We start from the raw sequence: 20,328 nt of genomic DNA on the forward strand, positions 1-20,328 counted from the left end.
TTCGTCATCGCCTTCCTCATCCTCGCCGCAGCCAACTCGTTCGGCTTCGTTCCCGAAGTCGTCTCGAAGGCGGGCATGGAGGCGTCGCGCTGGGCACTGCTCGCCGGCATTGTCGCCGTCGGCATGAAGACCTCGCTGCGCCGCGTGCTCGACGTCGGCGGCGACGCGGTCGCCCTGATCGTCGCCGAGACGATCTTCATCGGCCTCTTCATCCTCGCCGGCATCTATTACCTGGGACACGCCTGATGAAACCGCTGGAACGCATCATCGAGACCGCGAAACAGGCACCCCGGCGCATCGTGCTCGCCGAGGGCGAGGACCCGCGCATCGTCGAGGCTGCGGTCCGGGCCAGGCGGGAAGGCATCGCCGAGATCACGCTGGTCGGCAATCGCGACATCATCGAGCGCAGGCTGGCGGAGGCAGGGGCCGACCTGCAGGATTTCCGCATCGAGGATCCGCAGGCTTCGCCGCTGGCGTCGCGGCTCGTCGACGCCTATCACGAACTGCGCAAGGCCAAGGGCGTCGATCATGCAGCGGCGGTCGAAGCGCTGCGTTCGCCGCTGGTCTTTGCGGCCATGATGGTTCGCGAGGGCGCGGCCGACGGTACTGTCGGCGGCGCCGTCGCCACCACAGCCGACACCGTGCGGGCGGCGCTGCAGACCATCGGCAAGGCGCCGGGCGTCGGGCTGGTGTCGAGCTTCTTCCTGATGATGCTGTGCCAGCCGCATCACGCCAAGAAAGGCGCGTTCGTCTTCGCCGACTGCGGCCTGGTCGTCGACCCCGATGCCGCAGGCCTCGCCGACATCGCGCGCATGTCAGCCGGTTCCTACCAGGCGCTGGCGGGCGGCGCGGCCAAGGTGGCGATGCTGTCGTTCTCGACCAATGGCAGTGCCGCGCACGAGCGCGTGTCGAAGGTGGTCGAGGCGACCCGCCTGGCGCACGCCGCCGACCCGGAGCTGGTCATCGACGGCGAACTGCAATTCGATACCGCCTTCGTCGAAGCCGTCAGCGCCTCCAAGGCGCCCAACTCGGCCCTGCATGGCGAAGCCAATGTCTTTGTCTTCCCCAATCTCGACGCCGCCAATATCGGCTACAAGATCGCCCAGCGCATCGGCGGGGCTGACGCCATCGGCCCGATCCTGCAAGGCCTCGCAAAGCCGGCCAACGATCTCTCACGCGGTTGCTCTGCCGACGATGCCTTCCACATGATCGCAGTGACGGTGGTCCAGGCCAGCCAGGCCTGACCCGGCAGCTGCACGGGCTTTGAGGTGCGCTACAGCTCCTCGAGCGCGTCGCCGAAGCTCTCGATGCCTCTGAGGCGCGTCCGCCCGGCGGCTCCCGCGCGTTCGATGGCGCGGGTCGCGAGAAGGTGGCAGATCGCCATGGCCGAGACGTGGTTGAACAGCGGTCCGGGCGCGAGCGTCTGGCAGCGGAAGTGCCACGCCGCGCCCTGCCTGTGTGCAACGCCCTCGTCGGTGATGTAGAGCAGCTTGGCTCCGCTCTTCTCGATGGCCGAGAGCACCATTTCCATGCGCGCGACGCGGCGGCGCAGCCCGAACACCACCGCCACGTCGTCCTTGCCGACGCTGACCAGATGTTCGCCCAACGTCTGCCCGCCGCCGGGAATGGAAACGATGTTCTCCACAACCTGCGTCATCTGCCACTGGAAGTAGTCGGCGAAGGGGTGGCTGCTGCGGAAGCCGAGCACCCAGACTTTGCGGCTGGCCAGCATCGCCTCGACCGCGGCATCGATCTGGCTGTCGGTGATGGTGGCGAAGGTGCCTTCGATATTGGCGATGCCCTGTGCCACATGCGCCGCCAGCGACTGGACCCCGGCGGTGTCGGTCGATGTCGTCAGGAACAGTCGCGAGCCTGTCTGCTTCTCCTCGCGGGCATGACGGCGGGCTTCCTCGTAGTTCTCATAGCCCAGCCTTTTGACGAAACGCGAGACGGTCGCGTTCGAGACATTGGCCAGGTTGGCGAGTTCCGATGCCGAGTAGCTGGCGAGCTCCCCGGGAAAGTCGCAGACGAAGTCGCCGAGCCGCCGCTCCGCCGGGTGCAATTGGTCGAGCGCCTCCCGCACGCGGAAAAGAAAGGGCCGTTCCTTGGGGGTCATGCTGCCGTCCGTCATCCGCTTGTCGTCGCGCACATTTGCGCATGATGGTTCACCTCCGCAAGGGGCAGGCGCCCGGGAAAGGTCGGCTGGATCGTCCGATCAGGCAGGAATCACAACGACATAAGTGCTGCCGGCGAAACGTGCTGCCCGTCCCAAGATTCAGCTGTAAAAAGGGCATTTCATATGATAGATTGGTGAAAATAAGTTTTCACGTCTGGTTCAGCCAAGGGAGGAGAAACCATGGCAGCGGAAAGTATGGTGCAATCCGGCAAGTCGTCGCCGGCTATTAGACAACTCGAGGGAGCGCTGAGCCGCATAGGCGTCACCGGCGCCCACAAGCAGATCATCGCGCTGGTGCTCATTGGCGTGCTCTTCGACGCCTTCGAGCAGAACACGATCGGCGTTTCGGGGCCGATGCTCAAGGAAAGCTGGGGGCTGACCGGCGCCGACATCGGCCTGCTCAATACCATCACCTTCGGCAGCGCGGCGATCGGCCGCCTGTTGTCTGGCATCCTCGGAGACCGCTACGGCCGCAGGGTGATGCTGACCTTCAATCTCCTGCTCTTCACCATCGGTTCGCTGGCCTGCGCGCTGGCGCCGAACTTCGCCGCGCTCGCCATCGCGCGTGGCATCGTCGGCTTCGGCATCGGCGGCGAGATCTCGACCGCGGTGACCATGCTTTCCGAGTTCTGCTCGCCGAAGTTCCGCGGCACCGCCGCTGGCCTCGTCAATGTCGGCGCCGGCGGCTTCGGCAACTTCCTCGCCCCGGCTTTCGGCCTGTTGATCTTCTCGATCTTCCCAGGCGAGGACGGCTGGCGCTGGCTGTTTGCCGCGCTTGCGCTGCCGGCGCTGCTGGTGGTGTTCTACCGCCGCTTCGTGCCAGAGACGCCGCGCTTCTTAGCCTCGCAGGGCAGGATAGCGGAGGCCAACAAGGTGCTGTCGATCCTGGAATCGGGAACGCTGCGTCCGAAGAACCTCGTCGTGCGCGAATACCTCAAGGACGACCAGCCGCAGGAAGCCCCGGCCAAGGATAGCTGGAAGGAGCTGTTCCGCGCGCCCTACCTCGGCCGCACCGTCCCGGTCGCCATTGCCATCCTGATGAGCTACGGCGCGCAGCTGTCGGTGCTGACGCTGATGCCGATCATCTTCGTGTCGATGGGCTACACGCTGCAGGGCAGCCTGCTCTACTCGATGATCATCCAGAGCGGCAGCGTGCTCGGCGCCATCGCGGCCTCGATGTTCGGCTACTACTTCCCGCGCAAGAGGGTGCTGACCGTCGGCGCCATCTTTGCCTGTCTCGCCGCCGTGTCGATCGCCACGCTTGGCACCAACATCTACTTGGTGCTCATGTTCGGCGCCATCTTCCAGTTCTTCGTGCTTCTCCTGAACACCTCGATCTGGATCTATGCGCCGGAACTGTTCCCGACCCGCATCCGCGCCTTCGGCGTGGCCTTCATCCTGGCGACGGGATCGGCGGCGGGCTCCTTCGTGCCCACCATCTCGGGCGCGCTGTTCGACAGCTACGGCATGATCGGCGTGTTCGGCCTGGCGGCGGCGATGTATGCGGTGTTCGCCATCTGCATCCAGATGGGCCCGGAAACCTATGGCATGTCCATGGAAGATCTTACCCAGCCGGCCGAAGTCGACACACCCGCAGTGTCGTCCGTGGCCGCACAAGCCAGAGCGTAACCATGAACATGACTACTTCCCATATCCTGTTGATCAATCCGAACAGCTCGCGCGCAACCAGCGACATGATGCATGCCATTGCGCGCAAGACTGCAACAGGACGGTTGGCCGTGGCAGTTGCCACGGCCAATCGGAGCCCGCAGATGATCGTCAACGGCGCGCAGCTTGAAGCCGCCGCCGACCAGGTTATCGAGATCGGGTCCAGCCACGATGCGGACTGCATGGGAATCGTGGTCAGCGCCTTCGGCGATCCGGGCCTTGCGGAACTCCGGCGCAGGGTCGCCATTCCGGTCGTCGGTATCTGCGAGGCCTCGATGATCGAAGCCTCGCGCGACGGGCGAAAGTTCGGCGTCGCCACCACGACGCCGGATCTGGCCGAGGCAATCGCCGGCCGCGCCCGCGACCTGGGGCTCGCCCATCTCTATTCGGGCATCCGGTGCACGCCGGGCGATCCGATCGCAGTGGCTGGTGATGAAAAGCTGCTGCAACGATCGCTCGCCGAAGCGGTGCGCGAATGCATCGAACTGGACGGAGCCGAAGCCGTCATCATTGGCGGCGGCCCGCTCGGCCAGGCGGCGGAGCAACTGCAGCCGATGTTCGAGACGCCGATCATCGCACCCATTCCCTGCGCCATGGAGAGGGTGCTCGGCCTAGTGGAAATGCGTGCGGAAGTTGCCTGCTGAGGCAGCCTTGCTTGCCTCCGTGGCCCGCGCAAAATCGGGCCTCGCAAGATCAGCAAACGTCGCCGGGCCCCGTTCCGTATGGAGCGGGGCCCTAGTCGCGATTCCTCGTCGTCTCGGCTGCGAAGCTGAAATGACGCATGATGAGATCCTGGAGGCGCTCCGGCAGGTCCGCCTTGTCGACCGCCTGCCGCATGCACTTCAGCCAGAGGTCGCGCAACTCGGGACCGATGGCGACATGCTCGTGGATTTCCTTCAGCCGTGAATGTCCGTGCTTCTGGACGTAGTAGCTCGGGCCGCCGAAGAAACCGCAGAGATAGTTGAACTGCTCCTCGCGGGAATGGGCAACGCCATGGCCCCTGCGATGCAGGAGGTGCAATTCCGCGGCGTCCTCGTCCTGCTCGACGATGTCATAGAATATCTCGACAAGCCGCCGGATGGCCTCCTCGCCGCCGAGTTCGTGGTAGAGCGACCGCCCCTTCTGCACAACTTCGTTCAAGGTTACCTACCTCCTCCGGATTGGTACGCTTGCGCAATGATGCCCGGCTTCCCAAGCCGGCCAATGGCTTGTCGAACCGGGAATGCCCCCGCTCTCGACGCCGCCAAAACGTAGCACCGGAGTGCTTTGCGACAAGCGCCAAGTGTCGTCCGGACCCGCGACTTATTATCCCTTGCTCATTCGTCGGTGACGATGACGTCCATCGGGATGTCGTGCGGCTGCGGATAGATCGTCCGGATCCGGCTTCCGGTGTAGCCGACCCCTATCACCAGCGGACGTTTCGGCATCGCCGCCAGCGTCCGGTCGAAGAAACCGCCGCCATAGCCAAGGCGGTAGTTGGCCTCGTCGAAGCCCACCACCGGTGCAATGACGACATCGGGCTGCACGGCCGGGCCGTGCGAGGGCACGAGAATGTTCCACACTCCGCGCTCCAGCGGGTCGCCTGGCGACCAGACGCGGAACTCAAGCGGCCACGCCTTCTGGATGACGACCGGCAAGGCTATCCTGCCGCCGCGCATGATCACCCGCACAGCCCAGTTGCGCAGGTCCGGCTCGCCGCGGAACGGCCAGTAGACGCTGACAAGCCTGCCCGAAACCTTGCCGATCGCCTCATCGAGCGCGGTGGCGATGCGTTCGGACTTCGCGGTCCTCTCCTCGGCGCCGACCAGCAGGCGCTCGTCGATCAGGCGGGTTCGCTCGGCCTTGCGCCAGCGGGTGACGTCGGGCCAGCTGTCTTGCTGCACCGCCTGAAAGTCGGGCGACAATTCGTGCATGAAGCACGGCGGCGAGGCGTATTCCTGGGTTTCGGGAGGGGCACCCTTTTCGTCGGATATCATCTTCCGTGTCCTTTGCCGCGATCACGACCCACGTCGTTCCTGCGAAAAAATTGCGCCGAGCCAAACAAGAACGCAAACGGAATTAAATGCTATATTAGTGCAATAATTTTGCTTTGAACTGGATGTCATGGACATAGATCGCGCGCGCACGTTCCTTGAGATCGTCCATTGCGGCAGCTTCCTCAGGGCCGCCGACCGCCTCCACGTGACCCAGACAACGGTCAGCGCGCGCATACGCACCCTGGAGGAGGAGCTTGGGCGACAGCTGTTCGTCCGCAACCGCAACGGCGCCCAGCTGACGCCGGCTGGCCGCGAGTTCGAACGCTACGCGCAGTCTTTCGTGCAGATCTGGGAGCGCGCCCGGCATCAGCTCGCAATCCCTTCGGGGCGTACGAGCGTCGTTGCGCTTGGCGGCGAGCTCAGCCTGTGGAACCCGCTGCTGCTCGACTGGCTCGTGTGGATGAAGCAGGCCAAGCCCGAGATCGCCATCCATGCCCATGTCGGCGTTCCCGACCAGTTGCTAGACCAGTTGAGGACGGGCGTGCTCGACATCGCCATCCTCTACGCGCCCAAGCTGCTGCCGGGTTTCAGGGTCGAGATCCTTCAGGAAGAACAACTGGTGCTGGTCAGGACGGTGGCGAAGGACGGCAAGCCGGATGCGGCGAGCACCTATGTCTATGTCGACTGGGGGCCGCTGTTCGCTGCCCAGCACGACGCCACGTCAACGGCATTCGGCGAGCCGGGGCTGTTCGTCGGCCTCGGACCGCTCGGCCTGAGTTACATCCTGCGGGCCGGCGGCATGGGCTATTTCCGCAAGGGTGTCGTTGCACCGCTGATCGCTGCAGGCGATCTCGAAATGGTCGAAGGTGCGCCCGAATTTACCTATCCGGTCTATGCCGTCTACCCCGAGGCCAGCGAGGCACGAATTGACCTGCAGGAAGCACTGGAGGGGCTGAAGCAGGTCGTCCGATAGGCAGACGCGCTTCGCGGCGCCGGCGGCGCGTGTCATCAAACCATCATCCGGCTGTCATCGTGCTGAAATCTCGCTGCCCCAAACGGAACCCGCAATTCCGTTCAGGCAAAGAGGCTTCACCATGTCAGGCAACATCAACCGCAAGCTCCTGCTCTTGACCACCGCGCTCGCTGCGTCGGCCGCCCTGCCCGCTCACGCGGCAGAGGTCTTCAACCGCATCGCCACCTTCCCGGTGTCGCAGAACCTGCCGGCAGACGTCGATGCGGCAACGCCGACCTCGGTCGCCGTGCTCGGCGGCAAGGTGCTTGCCGGCGTCAATACCTCCAAGAACAGGCAGGAGCCGTCGGGCAACCTGACCGTGATCGACCTGGCATCCAAGAAGATCGAAGCCAGCTGCGATCTCGGCGGCCAGCCCGACTCGGTGGCGCTCAGCAAGGACGGCAAGCTGCTGGCCATCGCCATCGAAAACGAACGCGACGAGGAACTCAATGACGGCGCCCTGCCGCAGTTGCCAGCTGGCAACCTCAAGATCGTCACGCTCAACGATGGCGCGCCCGATTGCGCCTCAGTCAAGACCGTCGACCTGACCGGCATCGCCGCGGTTTCGCCTGAAGATCCCGAACCGGAATTCGTCGCCTTCAACGACAAGGGCGAGATCGCCGTCACGCTCCAGGAAAACAACCACATCGCCATCGTCGATGCCGCGGGCGGCAAGGTCGTTTCCCACTTCCCGGCCGGCGAGGTCACGCTCGAAAACGTCGACACCAGGAAGGACGGCGCGCTGTCCTTCACAGGCAAGGTCGAGAATGCGCCGCGCGAACCCGATGCGGTGAAGTGGCTCGACGACCAGCGCCTCGTCGTTGCCAACGAAGGCGATTACAAGGGCGGCGCCCGCGGCTTCACCATTTTCTCGAGGACTGGCGAGGTGCTCTACGAATCCGGCCCGGCCTTCGAATACCAGGCTGCCGCCGCCGGCCACTATCCCGATGCCCGCAACAAGAAGGGCATCGAGCCGGAAGGCCTCGAATTTGCAAGCTTCGGCGACCAGAAGCTGATTTTCGTGGCAGCCGAGCGCGCTTCGCTGGTCGGCGTCTACAAGGACACCGGTGCCGAGCCCGAGTTCCTCCAGTTGCTGCCTTCGGGCATCGGCCCGGAAGGCCTCGTCGCCATCCCGCAGCGCAAGCTTCTGGTCACCGCCAACGAGACCGATCTCGTCGAGGATGGCCTCGCCCGCTCGCATATCATGGTCTACGAACTCGGCGAGGGCACCCCTGCCTATCCGCAGATCGTCTCGAACTTCAAGGACGACGGCACGCCGCTCGGCTGGGGCGCTCTTTCTGGCCTCGCCGCCGATCCCAAGGAAGCCGGCAAGCTCTATGCCGTTTCGGATTCGGTCTATCGTTCGGCGCCGGCGATCTTCACCATCGACACCACCAAGACCCCTGCCCTGATCACCGACAAGACCGTCGTTACGCGGGACGGCCAGCCGGCGCAGAAGCTCGATCTCGAAGGTCTCGTGGCCGACGGCAAGGGCGGCTTCTGGCTGGCTTCGGAAGGCCGCAGCGACAAGCTGACCCCGCATGCCATCTACAACGTCAATGCCAAGGGCGAGATCAAGGAAGAGATCGCCTTTCCGGCCGAGTTGCTTGCCGGCGAGACCCGCTTCGGCCTCGAAGGCATCGCGATCGTCGGCGAAGGCGACGACTTGACGCTGGTCATGGCCGTGCAGCGCGAATGGGCCGACGATCCGAAGGGCCAGGTCAAGCTGCTCGCCTACAAGCCGAAGGCCAAGGAATGGTCGGCGGTGCGCTATCCGCTCGAAGCCACCGAGAAGGGCTGGGTCGGCCTGTCGGAGATCAGCGCCCATGACGGCAAGCTCTATATCGTCGAGCGCGACAACCTGATCGGCCAGGAAGCCAGGAACAAGCGCGTTTATGCGGTGGCGCTCGACGGCTTCAAGCCGGTCAAGCTCGGCGGCGACCTGCCTGTGGTGGACAAGTCGCTGGTCCGCGACCTGCTGCCCGATCTCAAGTCGGCCGCCAACGGCTACGTCGTCGACAAGGTCGAAGGCTTTGCCATCGATGCATCAGGTGAAGCCTTCGTCGTCACCGACAATGACGGCGTCGACGATTCCTCGGGCGAAACGCTGTTCCTGCGCCTGGGCAATATCGCCGCCATCAATTGATCAGCACGTCGAAAAGGGGGCAGCGCCCGGCGCTGCCCCTTTTCTTGTCCATTTGCCTGCAGGAAATGGTCTCACAGCACGTGAGACAGGAACTCCCGCGTCCGCGGCGATTGGGGATTGGCGATCATTTCCCTGGGTTCGCCGCGCTCTTCGACGACGCCGCCATCCATGAAGATCAACTGGTCGCCGACCTCGCGGGCAAAGCCGATCTCGTGGGTCACCACCACCATCGTCATGCCGCTCTCGGCAAGGTCGCGCATGACGACCAGCACTTCGCCGACCAGTTCGGGGTCGAGTGCCGAAGTCGGCTCGTCGAACAGCAGGACCTTGGGGTTCATCGCCAGCGCCCGGGCAATCGCCACGCGCTGCTGCTGCCCGCCGGAAAGCTGGCGCGGATAGGCGTCGGCCTTGGCCGAAAGCCCGACGCGCTCGAGCAGTGCATGGGCCTTGTCCTTGGCTTCGCCCTTGGACATGCCCCTCACCATGATCGGCGCCTCGATCAGGTTTTCCAGCGCAGTCATGTGGGAGAACAGGTTGAACGACTGGAACACCATGCCGATGTCGGCGCGGCGCTGGCACAGCAGCTTGTTGTTGACCTCGTAGAGCTTGCCGTGGCGCAGGTCGTAGCCGACGAACTCGCCGTCGACCAGGAGCACGCCGCCGCTGACCTCTTCCAAATGGTTGATGCAGCGCAGGAAGGTGCTCTTGCCCGACCCTGAAGGGCCGATGACGCACGCCACCGAGCCCGTGGGTACATTGAGGTCGATGCCCTTCAGCACTTCCGCGTTGCCGAAGGATTTGCGCACGCCGCGGGCAAACACCATGGAGTCGACTGGGACGCCGAAGCGGGCCTGGTTTTCTGCTTTCGATGTCATGCTGGCTGTGCCACCCGTCCGAACCTGAAGGCGCGCCTGAGCGTCTCGCCCAACGATGCGCCCTGCTGCTGGTCGCTCCTGCCGTAATATTGCTCGATATAGTGCTGCCCGATCGACAGGATCGTGACGACGAACAGATACCAGAAGGCCACCACGATCAGCAGCGGGATGGTCTCGAAGGTCCGGGCATAGATGCTCTGCGCGGCATAGAGCAGGTCGTTGACCGCGATGATGGTGACCAGCGACGTGGTCTTCAAAAGGTTGATCGTCTCATTGCCGGTCGGCGGCACGATGAAGCGCATCGCCTGGGGCAGCGTGATGCGGCGCAGGATCAGCCGGTGGTTCATGCCCAGGCTGCCGGCGGCCTCGGTCTGGCCTGACGCCACCGAGTTGATGCCGGCGCGTACGATCTCGGCCATGTAGCCGGCTTCATGCAGCGACAGCGCGATGACGGCGGCGACGAAGGGCGTCATGACGTCGTTGGTCTTGATCGTGAACAGCGTGCCCACGAATGGCAGCGTCAACGAGAATTCGCGCACGATCAGCGACAGGTTGAACCAGAAGATCAGCTGGATCAGCGCCGGTGCGCCGCGGAAGAACCAGATGTAGGCGCTGGCGAAGGCGTTGAGCACCCGGCTCGGCGACAGCCGCATGATGGCGACGATGGTGCCGATAATAATGGCAAGCACCATGATGGTGATCGTCAGCAAGAGCGTCTGGCCCAGGCCGCGAATGATCGAGGGGTGGAACAGGTACTTGCCGACCGTCGGCCAGTCGAAGGCCGGGTTGGTGGCAAGAGCCTTCAGGATCAGCCCGAGGATGACCAGGGTGATCGCCGTGCCGACCCACAGGCCATAGTGGCGCAGCGGTACGACGGTCAGCGCCTCCGGCGGTGCTTGCGTTTCGGCCCGGTCCATGCGCCGTCCTCCGATGGAAAAGGCCGGCGTGAGCTGTGCTCGCCGCCGGCCGGAATGATTACTTGCGGATCTTGTCGGCAGCGTCGACGACGTAGGCTTCCTCGATCATCGCGCTGGTCATGCCGTACTTGGCCATGATCGTCTTGTAGGTGCCGTTCTTGATCAGCTCGTTGACGCCTGCAGCCAGCATGTCGGCCGTTTCCTTGTCGCCCTTCGGAATGGCGATGCCGAGCGGCGCGACATCGTAGAGACCCGGCACGACCACCATCTGGCCCTTGCTGGTCACTTCGAAATAGCCCGATGCGGTGGCGTCGTCGAGACGGGCGTCGATGCGGTCGGAAAGCGCTGCCTGGATGATGTCCTTGCCTTCCGGGAAGATGCTCTTGGCGATCTCGGGCAGGCCCTTTTCCTTGCACTCGCCGCTCAGCCGGTCGGCGATGAAGTCGGACACCGCGCCGCCGATGACGCCGACGCGCTTGCCGCACAGGTTGTTCTCGCCCTGGAACTGCGATGCCTTGTCGGCGGTCGTCGAGGCGACGATGCCCGACTTGATGAACATCACGAAGTCGACCTGCTTGAGCCGGTCGTCGGTGGCGGCAAAGGTTTCCCAGGCGACCTTGAAGCGGCCGGCGGCGAGGCCGGGCACCATCGAGGGGAAGGGAATGCGGGTGACTTCGAGTTCGGCGCCGAGCAGCTTTGCGGTTTCCTGCGCGAGTTCGATGTTGATGCCGACCTGCTTGCCATTTTCGTCGATGAATTCGAACGGCGCATATTCGAGCGTGTTGGCGATGATCAGCTTGCCGGTGTCCTTGACCTCGGGCGATTTAGGCAGTTCGGCAGCACCCGAAACGCCGGCGGCTGCGGCGACGGCCGTGGCGGCCAATGCGGCGATCGCGGCGCCGCGCAGAAGCGAAAGATGTCGTTGCATGTCAGCCCTCTCCATTGTGACGAGTATGCCGCTGGCGTGCGCCCCGGCCAGTCCCTGTCGCTGCCTTCCCCTCGAGCGCCGCATAGCGCTCCTCTTGTCTGATGGCAGCGGCATCAGAACCGTCTATTCTGATATTGAAATGTATTTTTACGGCTCATCTCTTGTCAAGCGAGCGCACCCGTCCGGCCACACAAATTGCGCCGGAAATCTGCAGTTTTCCGGCGCGTTGCGGCTTGGAGCCGACCGTTCAGAACCGCAGTGACCTGAGCCCTACCGTGCGATCGATGATCAGGATCGCCGCAAACGTCATGAAGATGCTGAGAGAGGCGATGGCCGCGGCCGTCGGATCGAAGTTGAAGCGCAGGTAATCGAACAGTTCGAGCGGCAGCGTGTTGCTGCCGAGCGACTTCAGCAGTAGCGAGATGTTGAAGATGTCGAAGGAGATGACGAAGGCAAACAGGCAGCCGGTGATGATGCCTGGCTTGATCGCCGGCAGCGTCACGCGCCGGAAGGTCATCCAGCCGCCGGCCCCCAGGCTGCGCGCGGCTTCTTCCTGCGAGCGGTCGAAGTTGAACAGCGCCGAAGAGACGTTGAGGAAGACATAGGGGAAGGTGACGACGATGTGGCCGATCTGGATGCCGATCGAATAGTCGGTGCCGATGCGGATCTCGTAGAAATAGAACAGCAGCGCGATTGCCGTCAGGATCTCGGGCACCAGCAACGGGGCGGTCATGATCAGGCGGATGTAGTCGCGGGCCACGGTTGCATGGCGGGCGACATAGATCGCCGCCAGCGTGCCGATTACGGCGTTGACGACGGTCGACACGGCGGCGATCCGGATTGAATAGAGCGTGGCGTCGAGGAAGCGCTTGTTCGAGAACAGCGCCTCGAACCAGCGCAGCGAAAACCCCTCGAGCGGGAATGCCAGGAACTCGCCCGAATTGAACGACAACAGCACCACCAGCACGATCGGGAACATCAGGAAGATGTAGATCGCCGCGACAAGGACGGTGAACAGCCGGTCCCAGATGGTCTTTTCGACGCCGCTTGATGCACGTGTCATGGCAGCCTCCGCATGGCGCGCGCTGTAAGCCTGAGATAGAGGCCGACGAAGATGACCGCCACTGCCGCCATGATGATGGCCAGCGCCGCCCCTGCCGGCCAGCGGAAGTTGTCGACCAGATATTGCACGACCAGCACCGACATGGTGCGCCCGCCGGTGCCGCCGAGCATGGCCGGCGTGACATAGGCGCTGATCGACAGCACGAACACCAGGATCGTGCCGGCCTGGATGCCGGGCATGCTGAGCGGCAGCGTCACCTTCCAGAAGGTCCGCATCCGCGACGCGCCGAGCGAGCGCGACGCCATGGCGAGGTCGGGGCTGATCGCCTGCAGATTGCCGAGCAGCGGCAGGATGATGAAGGGCAGGAACACATGCGTCAGCGCGATGGTCACGCCGAGCGAGTTGTTCATCAGCTGGAGCGGAAAGTCGATCAGGCCGACGGCCTGGAGCGCCTGGTTGGCGACGCCGTTGTTGGACAGGATGATCATCCAGGCAAAGGTCCGCACCACCAGCCCGACCAGCAGCGGCGACAGCACGAAGATGTAGAGCAGGCTGGTCCAGCGCGACCGCGACTTGGCGAGATGATAGGCGACGGGGTAGCCCAGCAGCAGCGAAATGACCGTGACGGTGGCGCCGATCAGCAGGGTGCGGCCGAGAATGCCCCAGATGTAGAAGTCTCTCAGCGCGCTGGTGTAGTGCGCCAGCGTAAAGCCTTCGCCATAGACGGCGCGGGTCGAGGCCTCGCGCAGGCTCATGGTGATGATCGTCAGGTAGGGAAGCGCGAAGAAGCCGATCAGCAGCACCAGCGCCGGCACTACCATCCAGGTGGCGCTGCCTCGATTGCTTCGGCTTTCGATGCGCGGAGCGGCTTCGACAGCACTCATGACGCCAGCAGCCAGGTGTCGCGCGCGGCGAAGCGCAAGGCGACCTGTTCGCCGACTTCAAGCGGGTTGCGGCCGTTGACGTCGACGATCACGCGATCGCCACTGCCGAGCTTGACGGCCAGTTGGTTGGCGCTGCCCTGGTAGACCGAATTGACCACCGAGCCCGAGAGCACGTTGTCACTGTGGCCCCCCTCCCCGGCCCCTTGGCCTGCCGCGGCCGCCTGGCTGCGGGTGTTGATGTTCTCCGGCCGGATCATGATCTTGACGTCGGCGCCCCTGGAAAGTCCTGCCGGGCCTGTCGCGCCGATGCTGCCGCAGGGCGTCTCGACCTTGTAGCTGTCCTGGCCGAGCGCTTCGGCGATCTTGCCGCCGATGGTGTTGGAGCGGCCGATGAAACCGGCGACCGATTGCGAGGCGGGCCGCTCGTAGATCTCGCGCGGCGAGCCGAACTGCGAGATCGTGCCGGCGCTCATCACCACGATCTTGTCCGACATGACCATGGCTTCGGCCTGGTCGTGGGTGACGTAGATGCTGGTGATGCCGACTCGCTGCTGCAGGTCGCGGATGAAGAAACGCATCTCGTCGCGCAAGGTGGCGTCGAGATTGGCCAGCGGCTCGTCGAGCAGCAGCACTGACGGTTCGATGACCAAGGCGCGGGCCAGCGCCACGCGCTGCTGCTGGCCGCCGGAAAGCTCGCGCGGATAGCGCTTGTCGTAGCCTTCGAGCCGAACCATGGCGAGCACGTCGGCGATGCGTCGCTGGCGGTCCGCCGGCGCGACCTTGCGCACCTCGAGGCCGAAGCTGAGGTTTTCGGCTACGGTCATATGCGGAAATAGGGCGTAGGACTGGAACACCATGCCGATGTCGCGCTGTTCGGGCAAGGCGCGGGTCACGTCGCGCTCGCCGAACAGGATGCGGCCGGTGTCCGGCCGCTCGAAGCCGGCGATGCAGCGCAACGTCGTGGTCTTGCCGCAGCCGCTGGGGCCCAGCAGGGAAACGAATTCACCCTGGCCGATCGGGATCGAAATGTCCTTGAGGATGTGAAGGTTGCCATACCGCTTGTTGATACGGTCGATGGTCAGGGCGGTCATCCAGTGTCCTCGCAGTTCCCCGGCCGGGAGGTGGGGTGCCTCCCGGCCATGCGGTTACGTCGTTGCCGGTCGCGGCGTGGCTTATGCCATCTCCCGGTTCCAGCGGTCGGCGATCTCCGCCGCCTTGTCGACGTAGCTGTCCCAGTCATAGCTCTTGATCTCGGCCATGCGCGGGCCGACGATCGGTGTGCGTGCCTTCAGCGCGTCATCGACGACGGACTCGTTGTTGCTGGGCGAGGTGTAGAAGGCCTTGGCCATGTCCTGCTGGACCTTGGCGTCGAGGATGTAGTTCAGATAGGCGTGCGCGGCGTCCTTCTCGGCGCCAGTGCCGACCAGGTTGAACGACTGCTCGAATGCCAGCACGCCCTCCTTGGGGGCAACGATCGCGACGGGCGCGCCCTTGTCCTGCAACGTCATGATTTCGGTCCAGTCGACCGGCGCGATGATCGCGTCGCCGCGGATCAGGGCCGTTGCCACCTCGCCGCTCCACGACGCCTGCGTGAACGGCAGCAGTTCCTTGATCTTGGCGAAGGCAGTATCGAAGTCGTCGGGGCCGTTGCCGAACAGTTCGGCGACCAGGCGCAGGAACAGCACGGCGCCGGTGTTGCCGATCTGGTAGAGACCGGTCTTGCCCTTGAACTCGGGGTTTTCCCACAGATCGTGCCACGAGGTGGGCGCGGTCTTCACCAGGTCGGTGCGGTAGGCCAGGCCGATCGGCGAGACGATGGCGCGGATGCCCTTGGCGTCCTTGTTGATGAATTGCGGATAGGTCTTCGCCGCGTTCGGCACCTTGGCGAGGTCGAAGGGTTCGAAGAAGCCCTCGGCGCGCAGCACGGCGGCGATGTTTTCGTTGCCCATGAAGATGCTGTAGGGCGACCGGTCGCCGCCGGCGCGGATCTTGGCCACGAAATCCTTGCCAAGCCCGACATCGAGCTGCGGCTGGATGCCGGTGGCGGAGGTCAGGCCCGGGAGGAGCTGCTCTTCCCAGAACTTGGCCCACAGCCCGCCATAGGTCGGAACGACCAGTGACGATTGCGCGGTGGCCAGCCGTGGCAGGGTCATCGAGGCAATAGCTGCCGTCATACCGACGGCGAATTCACGCCTTGTCAGCTTCATCGGAAATTATCTCCCATGTTCCCACTGAAGTTCTTATTGTGGCGGCGTCGCGGGTCGAAAACGCTGCCCTGTTGGATCGAAGGCTTGCATTTTCTGATCAGGCGGTCAACAATTTAGATATTGTAATATTGAAATAATAAGAAGCGGCAACGAGGGAGAGAATACGCGCATGGAGGAGGCCAAGCAGGCAGTCCAGGCCACCAAGAGTCTGGCACATCAGATCGCTACGGCGCTCCAGCAGGAGATTGTGCAGGGCGCGCTCAGCGTCGAGGCCCGATTGCCTTCCGAAGCCGAGATCGCGCAGCGCTTCGGCGTTTCGCAGCCGACCGTGCGCGAGGCGCTGAAGATCCTGGCGGCGAAGAAGCTGGTGCGCTCGAAGCGCGGTCCCAATGGCGGCGTCTTCGTCAATGCGCCATCGCTCACCGCAGCCAGCCAGATGCTGCAGGAGATGACGACCTGGTTTGTCGGCCTTGGCGTCTTCGGGCTCACCGAGATCGTCGAGGCGCGGCTGTTCCTCGGCCGTACCTGCGTGCAGCTTGCGGCCGAACGCGCCACTGCCGAGGACCTCGAGTCGATCGAGGCGACGCTGGAGGCCTTCGAGCGCGATGATATCTCCGACGAGGAGTTTTGCCGGCTCGATGTCGCCTTCCACCACGCCATCGCCCAGGCCACCGGCAACAACGAGCTGCGCTTCATCATGCTCGTGGTCAACGACTCGCTGATCCCGGCGACCAACATGATCTCCTTCCGCTTCCGCGAGCGCGGCCGCGTCGTGTCGCTGCATGCCGACATCCTGGAGGCGCTGCGCGCCCGCGACGCCGCGGCTGCCATCGCCGCTTTCGAGGAACTGATCGCCTACCAGTCGAGCGTCTACGAAAAGGCGCTTTCGGCACGGCAAGGCGATGCCCCCCAGAGGCACGAAGCCTGATGAGCCAGCTGCTGGCCCCCGGTCAGGAGCTGATCGAGGAACCGCTTCCGGATGGGCGCCGCGTCTACCGCAGTTCGATCGCGCTGCCGGCCGAAAGGCCGGATATCCTGGCGCGGCTCGGCAAATGGGCGGGAGTGGCGCCGGATAGGGTATTGCTGTCCGAGCCTGGCGACGGCAACAGGTGCTCGATCGGCTACGGCGATGCGCTTCGCCGGTCGCGCGCGATGCGACAGGCGCTTGCAGGCCGCTACGGCCTTGCCAAGGGCGATTGCGTGGCGACGCTGGCTCCGGCCGGCATCGATGCGCTGGTGCTCAAGCTCGCTTGTCTCTCCGGCGGTTTCGTCCATGCGGCGCTGCCGCCTTTTGCTTTCCGCGATGGCGTCGAAAGCGATGCGACAAAGCTGTTTGTCGAAGCCGCCAAGCCGAGGCTGATCGTGGCACCCGCAGGGCATGCGGCCATCGCGGGCATGGGGGCGGTCTCGCTTGGCGACCTCGCCCGCGAAAGCATGGGCGAAGCGGCCATGCCGTCGGATGCCGACGCCTCGCCGGACGACTGGGCGGCGATCTTCTTCACCTCGGGCAGTACCGGAGCGCCGAAAGGCGTGCCGATCACCCGCGGCATGATCTCGTCCAATCAAAGCGCCATCGCCGCGATGTGGCCCTTCGTGGCCGAGACGCCGCCGGTGCTGGTCGACTGGCTGCCCTGGCACCACGTCTTCGGTGGCCTCGACAACATCTTCAAGGTGATCTGGAACGGTGGCGCTATGCATGTCGACGTCGCGCCCAGCCCGTCGACCTTCGAGGCGAGCGTGAGGGTCATGGCGGAGGTCTCTCCGACCATGCATGTCGCGGTGCCGCTCGGCCTGAAGCTGCTGCTCGACAGGCTGGAGAACGATCATGCCGCGGCCGCGGCGTTTACGCGCAAGCTGCGGGCGATCTTCTTTGCCGGCGCCGGCATCGATGCCGGGCTCTGGCGCCGGCTCGCCGACTTCCGCGACGCCCATGGCGATTTCCAGATACTCTCAGGCTATGGCGCGACTGAAGCCGCATCGACCATCACGCTTTCGCCCGCGCCGCTGGAGCGGCCGGGCGAGCTCGGCCATCCCTTGCCCGGCCATCGCGTGGCGTTGGTCGACATCGATGGCCGCAGCGAACTGCGCGTCTCGGGTCCCAACATCGCGCCCTGCTATCTGATCGAGGGCCGCAGGGTGCCGTTGGCGATGGACGAGCATGGCTTCTACCGCACCGGCGACGCCGTCGTGTTGCGCCAGCGTTCGGACGGCATGCCGGTGTTCGGCTTCGATGGCCGGCTCGCGGAGGATTTCAAGCTGTCGAGCGGGGTCAAGGTGCGCACCGGACCGCTGCGCGCCGGGCTGATGGCGCAATGCGCGCCGCTCGCCGACGACATCGTCATTTCCGGAGAGAATCGCGACCGGCTGGTGGCGCTGGTTTTCGTCTCGGCAACGGGCAGGGATCGCGTCGACGAAATCAGCACGCGGATTGCCGGCTGGAACGCCGCCAATCCCTCTGGGTCGACGGCGATTGCCCGTTTCGACCTGGCGACGGCACCGGCCGACCGGACCAAGGGCGAATTGTCGGACAAGGGGCAGATCGTGCAGTCGCGCTACCTGCGCAACCATGCCGACCTGTTCGAGGCATTGCAGGCAGGCGGTGGTCAGGCGCCCAAGGGCGCCTGACCCGTATCAAGCTCAGTCGAGGTCGCGGAACGGCTTCTCGCGGATGTCGAGGAACTCCTTCAGCGAATGCTCCTTGAGCAGCCGCATCCAGTAGCGTCCTTCCTCGGAACCGTGCAGGATCGCCGTGGTTTCGCGATTGTAGGTCCACGAGCTTTCCAGTCCCGCGGTCTGCTGCTGGTGGTTGAGCGCCGCCTTGGCGAACTTGATCGCCGCGCCTGGCATGCGGGCGCATTTGCGGGCCAGCTTTTCGGCCTCCGCCTTCAGCTGGTCGCGCGGCACAGCCTTGTTGACGAGATGGATGCGTGCCGCCTCGCGGCCGTCGATCAGGTCGCCGGTATACATCAAGTGGCGGGCGTGGATCATCGGCACCGTCCAGGGCAGCATCAGCGTCGGCGGCGCCGAGACGTGACGCACTTCCGGCTCGCCGAGCATTGCGTCCTCGGCTGCGATCGTCATGTCGCAGCACATCATCAGCTCCAGCCCGCCGGCCAGCGCAAAGCCGTTGACCGCCGCGATGATCGGGATCGGCGCTTCGCGGATGAACTTCATGCGGCGCATGTTGGCGCCGATGTCCTCGCGCCAGGCCTCGGTGTCCATTTCGAAATCTTCGCCGCCGAGGTCGAAGCCGGCGGTGAAGGCGCGCCCCGCGCCGGTGATGATGATGGCGCGGATCTCAGGATCCTTGACCGCGCGGTCGATCGCCGCCTCGAGCGCGTCGCCGAGCTCCTGGTTCATGGCGTTCATCTTGTCGGGACGGTTGAGGGTCAGGGTGACGAACGCGTCCTGCGCGTCCTTTTCCCAGAGTACGACTTCGCTGCTCATGTTGCTCTCCCCTCCCCTCACGCGATTTCGATGACGACACGCCCGCGCACCGCGCCGGCAAGGATGCGGTTGGCGAGTTCGGGCAGTTCGGCCATCTTGTGCGTCTCGGTCATCGCCGACAGCTTGGACTTGTCGAGATGGTCGGCCAGCGTCTGCCAGGCCTTCTCGCGCTTGGCCATAGGGGCGAAGACGGAATCGACGCCGATCAGCGCCACGCTGCGCAGGATGTGGGGCATGACGGTTCCGGGCAGAGTGTGGCCGCCGGCAAGGCCGCAGGCCGCCACAGCGCCGCCATAAACCGTCTGCGCCAACACGTTGGCGAGCGTCGTCGAGCCGACGGAATCGATAGCACCGCTCCAGCGTTCCTTCTGCAGCGGCTTGACCTCCGCCGAAAGCTCGGCGCGGTCGAGGAAGGACGTCGCACCGAGCGAACGCAGGTAGTCATGCGTCTCGGCGCGGCCGGTCGAGGCAACGACCGTGTAGCCCTTGGAGGACAACAGGCTGACTGCCGTCGAACCGACGCCGCCGGCAGCACCGGTCACCAGCACTTCGCCCTTGCCGGGCTGGATGGCACCCCAGTTCTCCAGTGCGTCGACGCACAGAGCGGCGGTATAGCCGGCGGTGCCGATGGCCATCGCCTGCTCCATGGAAAACGCTTCGGGCAGGCGGATCAGCCACTCCGGCTTCAGTCGCTGGAAGCGCGTGTAGGCGCCCCATTCGGTCTCCGACATCCCCCAGCCATTGGCCACGACCTTGTCGCCGGCCTTCCAAGCCGGCGAGCGCGACTCGACAACGGTACCGGCAATGTCGATGCCGGCGACCATCGGTAGGCGGCGGGCGATGCGGCCCTTGCCGGAAACGGCGAGTCCATCCTTGTAGTTGAGGCTCGAATAGCTGACCTCGACAAGAACGTCGTTGTCGGGCAGGTCGGCCTTGGTGATCTCGCGGAAGCCGGCGCGCGGCTTGCCGTCGACGTCCTCCAGCATCAAAGCTGTAAAAGTCTCGCTCATAACGTTCTCCAAGAAGTCA

At 64.6% G+C, this 20,328-nt stretch carries 20 protein-coding genes; 8 read left to right on the top strand and 12 right to left on the bottom strand.

The window, feature by feature from the left end; all coding sequences use genetic code 11:
- Positions 1 to 246 (top strand): putative sulfate exporter family transporter (locus tag GGR00_RS27330; protein WP_184702604.1); only part of this gene is annotated, 246 nt, incomplete at its 5' end.
- Complete coding sequence (pta, locus tag GGR00_RS27335; RefSeq protein ID WP_184702606.1) at positions 246 to 1,244, top strand: phosphate acetyltransferase; 999 nt, start codon at positions 246 to 248, stop codon at positions 1,242 to 1,244. The genes GGR00_RS27330 and pta, both read left to right, overlap by 1 nt.
- Before the next feature lie 29 nt (positions 1,245 to 1,273).
- Here pta and GGR00_RS27340 read toward each other — a convergent pair whose 3' ends face one another.
- Complete coding sequence (locus GGR00_RS27340; RefSeq protein WP_184702609.1) at positions 1,274 to 2,116, bottom strand: MurR/RpiR family transcriptional regulator; 843 nt, start codon at positions 2,114 to 2,116, stop codon at positions 1,274 to 1,276.
- A gap of 240 nt (positions 2,117 to 2,356) precedes the next feature.
- Here GGR00_RS27340 and GGR00_RS27345 point away from each other — a divergent pair, with 240 nt between their 5' ends.
- A complete protein-coding gene (locus tag GGR00_RS27345; protein WP_184702611.1) occupies positions 2,357 to 3,805 on the top strand; it encodes an MFS transporter in 1,449 nt (482 codons plus the stop codon).
- A 2-nt stretch (positions 3,806 to 3,807) separates the two neighbouring features.
- On the top strand, positions 3,808 to 4,488 hold the full coding sequence (locus GGR00_RS27350; protein WP_184702613.1) for an aspartate/glutamate racemase family protein: 681 nt from the start codon (positions 3,808 to 3,810) through the stop codon (positions 4,486 to 4,488).
- A 91-nt stretch (positions 4,489 to 4,579) separates the two neighbouring features.
- Here GGR00_RS27350 and GGR00_RS27355 read toward each other — a convergent pair whose 3' ends face one another.
- Together GGR00_RS27355 and GGR00_RS27360 are read right to left on the bottom strand one after the other, a co-directional pair.
- Positions 4,580 to 4,984 carry a group II truncated hemoglobin gene (locus tag GGR00_RS27355; protein WP_184702615.1) on the bottom strand — a complete coding sequence of 135 codons (405 nt, stop codon included), beginning with the start codon at positions 4,982 to 4,984 and terminating at the stop codon, positions 4,580 to 4,582.
- A gap of 176 nt (positions 4,985 to 5,160) precedes the next feature.
- Positions 5,161 to 5,820 carry a 5-formyltetrahydrofolate cyclo-ligase gene (locus tag GGR00_RS27360; RefSeq protein WP_377865318.1) on the bottom strand — a complete coding sequence of 220 codons (660 nt, stop codon included), beginning with the start codon at positions 5,818 to 5,820 and terminating at the stop codon, positions 5,161 to 5,163.
- A 127-nt stretch (positions 5,821 to 5,947) separates the two neighbouring features.
- Here GGR00_RS27360 and GGR00_RS27365 point away from each other — a divergent pair, with 127 nt between their 5' ends.
- Together GGR00_RS27365 and GGR00_RS27370 are read left to right on the top strand one after the other, a co-directional pair.
- Entirely contained in the window at positions 5,948 to 6,793 is an 846-nt protein-coding gene (locus GGR00_RS27365; protein WP_184702617.1) for a LysR family transcriptional regulator, read from the top strand.
- A gap of 121 nt (positions 6,794 to 6,914) precedes the next feature.
- The gene (locus GGR00_RS27370) at positions 6,915 to 8,978 is read left to right on the top strand and encodes an esterase-like activity of phytase family protein (protein WP_210315149.1); all 2,064 of its coding nucleotides are present in this window, start codon (positions 6,915 to 6,917) and stop codon (positions 8,976 to 8,978) included.
- Between the two features lie 71 nt (positions 8,979 to 9,049).
- On the opposite strand, the gene GGR00_RS27375 is transcribed toward GGR00_RS27370, so the two are convergent.
- The 7 genes from GGR00_RS27375 to GGR00_RS27405 form a co-directional block, all read right to left on the bottom strand.
- Positions 9,050 to 9,853 (bottom strand): amino acid ABC transporter ATP-binding protein, encoded by an 804-nt coding sequence (locus GGR00_RS27375; protein WP_377865315.1) that lies wholly within the window; start codon positions 9,851 to 9,853, stop codon positions 9,050 to 9,052.
- The gene (locus GGR00_RS27380; RefSeq protein ID WP_184702619.1) at positions 9,850 to 10,770 is read right to left on the bottom strand and encodes an amino acid ABC transporter permease; all 921 of its coding nucleotides are present in this window, start codon (positions 10,768 to 10,770) and stop codon (positions 9,850 to 9,852) included. The genes GGR00_RS27375 and GGR00_RS27380 overlap by 4 nt, the downstream gene beginning before the upstream one ends.
- Positions 10,771 to 10,828: 58 nt before the next feature.
- Positions 10,829 to 11,698 carry an ABC transporter substrate-binding protein gene (locus GGR00_RS27385; RefSeq protein ID WP_184702621.1) on the bottom strand — a complete coding sequence of 290 codons (870 nt, stop codon included), beginning with the start codon at positions 11,696 to 11,698 and terminating at the stop codon, positions 10,829 to 10,831.
- A 247-nt stretch (positions 11,699 to 11,945) separates the two neighbouring features.
- Positions 11,946 to 12,761, bottom strand: a complete 816-nt coding sequence (locus GGR00_RS27390; RefSeq protein ID WP_184702623.1) for an ABC transporter permease — start codon at positions 12,759 to 12,761, stop codon at positions 11,946 to 11,948.
- A complete protein-coding gene (locus GGR00_RS27395) occupies positions 12,758 to 13,645 on the bottom strand; it encodes an ABC transporter permease (RefSeq protein ID WP_184702625.1) in 888 nt (295 codons plus the stop codon). Before GGR00_RS27395 ends, GGR00_RS27390 begins: the two co-directional genes overlap by 4 nt.
- Positions 13,642 to 14,736: an ABC transporter ATP-binding protein gene (locus tag GGR00_RS27400; RefSeq protein ID WP_184702626.1), complete on the bottom strand. Its 1,095-nt coding sequence runs from the start codon at positions 14,734 to 14,736 to the stop codon at positions 13,642 to 13,644. The genes GGR00_RS27395 and GGR00_RS27400 overlap by 4 nt, the downstream gene beginning before the upstream one ends.
- Positions 14,737 to 14,817: 81 nt before the next feature.
- Positions 14,818 to 15,852, bottom strand: coding sequence for an ABC transporter substrate-binding protein (locus GGR00_RS27405; RefSeq protein WP_184702628.1), 1,035 nt, complete (start codon positions 15,850 to 15,852; stop codon positions 14,818 to 14,820).
- A gap of 169 nt (positions 15,853 to 16,021) precedes the next feature.
- On the opposite strand from GGR00_RS27405, the gene GGR00_RS27410 reads away from it, so the two are divergent.
- Together GGR00_RS27410 and GGR00_RS27415 are read left to right on the top strand one after the other, a co-directional pair.
- A complete protein-coding gene (locus tag GGR00_RS27410) occupies positions 16,022 to 16,780 on the top strand; it encodes a FadR/GntR family transcriptional regulator (protein WP_184702630.1) in 759 nt (252 codons plus the stop codon).
- Positions 16,780 to 18,477 (top strand): AMP-binding protein, encoded by a 1,698-nt coding sequence (locus GGR00_RS27415; protein ID WP_184702632.1) that lies wholly within the window; start codon positions 16,780 to 16,782, stop codon positions 18,475 to 18,477. The genes GGR00_RS27410 and GGR00_RS27415 overlap by 1 nt, the downstream gene beginning before the upstream one ends.
- A 12-nt stretch (positions 18,478 to 18,489) precedes the next feature.
- Here GGR00_RS27415 and GGR00_RS27420 read toward each other — a convergent pair whose 3' ends face one another.
- Entirely contained in the window at positions 18,490 to 19,299 is an 810-nt protein-coding gene (locus GGR00_RS27420) for an enoyl-CoA hydratase/isomerase family protein (protein ID WP_184702634.1), read from the bottom strand.
- Positions 19,300 to 19,316: 17 nt separating this feature from the next.
- Positions 19,317 to 20,309: an MDR family oxidoreductase gene (locus GGR00_RS27425; RefSeq protein ID WP_184702636.1), complete on the bottom strand. Its 993-nt coding sequence runs from the start codon at positions 20,307 to 20,309 to the stop codon at positions 19,317 to 19,319.
- Positions 20,310 to 20,328: the final 19 nt, after the last annotated feature.

Source organism: Aminobacter aganoensis (genome assembly GCF_014206975.1).
GTDB classification, from domain to species: domain Bacteria; phylum Pseudomonadota; class Alphaproteobacteria; order Rhizobiales; family Rhizobiaceae; genus Aminobacter; species Aminobacter aganoensis.

What these genes read in the sequence shown, in the direction of transcription:
- pta (WP_184702606.1), top strand. Translation starts at nt 246, where the DNA reads ATGAAACCGCTGGAACGCATCATCGAGACCGCGAAACAGGCACCCCGG.
- GGR00_RS27340 (WP_184702609.1), bottom strand. Translation starts at nt 2,116, where the DNA reads ATGACCCCCAAGGAACGGCCCTTTCTTTTCCGCGTGCGGGAGGCGCTC.
- GGR00_RS27345 (WP_184702611.1), top strand. Translation starts at nt 2,357, where the DNA reads ATGGCAGCGGAAAGTATGGTGCAATCCGGCAAGTCGTCGCCGGCTATT.
- GGR00_RS27350 (WP_184702613.1), top strand. Translation starts at nt 3,808, where the DNA reads ATGAACATGACTACTTCCCATATCCTGTTGATCAATCCGAACAGCTCG.
- GGR00_RS27360 (WP_377865318.1), bottom strand. Translation starts at nt 5,820, where the DNA reads ATGATATCCGACGAAAAGGGTGCCCCTCCCGAAACCCAGGAATACGCC.
- GGR00_RS27365 (WP_184702617.1), top strand. Translation starts at nt 5,948, where the DNA reads ATGGACATAGATCGCGCGCGCACGTTCCTTGAGATCGTCCATTGCGGC.
- GGR00_RS27370 (WP_210315149.1), top strand. Translation starts at nt 6,915, where the DNA reads ATGTCAGGCAACATCAACCGCAAGCTCCTGCTCTTGACCACCGCGCTC.
- GGR00_RS27375 (WP_377865315.1), bottom strand. Translation starts at nt 9,853, where the DNA reads ATGACATCGAAAGCAGAAAACCAGGCCCGCTTCGGCGTCCCAGTCGAC.
- GGR00_RS27380 (WP_184702619.1), bottom strand. Translation starts at nt 10,770, where the DNA reads ATGGACCGGGCCGAAACGCAAGCACCGCCGGAGGCGCTGACCGTCGTA.
- GGR00_RS27385 (WP_184702621.1), bottom strand. Translation starts at nt 11,698, where the DNA reads ATGCAACGACATCTTTCGCTTCTGCGCGGCGCCGCGATCGCCGCATTG.
- GGR00_RS27390 (WP_184702623.1), bottom strand. Translation starts at nt 12,761, where the DNA reads ATGACACGTGCATCAAGCGGCGTCGAAAAGACCATCTGGGACCGGCTG.
- GGR00_RS27395 (WP_184702625.1), bottom strand. Translation starts at nt 13,645, where the DNA reads ATGAGTGCTGTCGAAGCCGCTCCGCGCATCGAAAGCCGAAGCAATCGA.
- GGR00_RS27400 (WP_184702626.1), bottom strand. Translation starts at nt 14,736, where the DNA reads ATGACCGCCCTGACCATCGACCGTATCAACAAGCGGTATGGCAACCTT.
- GGR00_RS27405 (WP_184702628.1), bottom strand. Translation starts at nt 15,852, where the DNA reads ATGAAGCTGACAAGGCGTGAATTCGCCGTCGGTATGACGGCAGCTATT.
- GGR00_RS27410 (WP_184702630.1), top strand. Translation starts at nt 16,022, where the DNA reads ATGGAGGAGGCCAAGCAGGCAGTCCAGGCCACCAAGAGTCTGGCACAT.
- GGR00_RS27415 (WP_184702632.1), top strand. Translation starts at nt 16,780, where the DNA reads ATGAGCCAGCTGCTGGCCCCCGGTCAGGAGCTGATCGAGGAACCGCTT.
- GGR00_RS27420 (WP_184702634.1), bottom strand. Translation starts at nt 19,299, where the DNA reads ATGAGCAGCGAAGTCGTACTCTGGGAAAAGGACGCGCAGGACGCGTTC.
- GGR00_RS27425 (WP_184702636.1), bottom strand. Translation starts at nt 20,309, where the DNA reads ATGAGCGAGACTTTTACAGCTTTGATGCTGGAGGACGTCGACGGCAAG.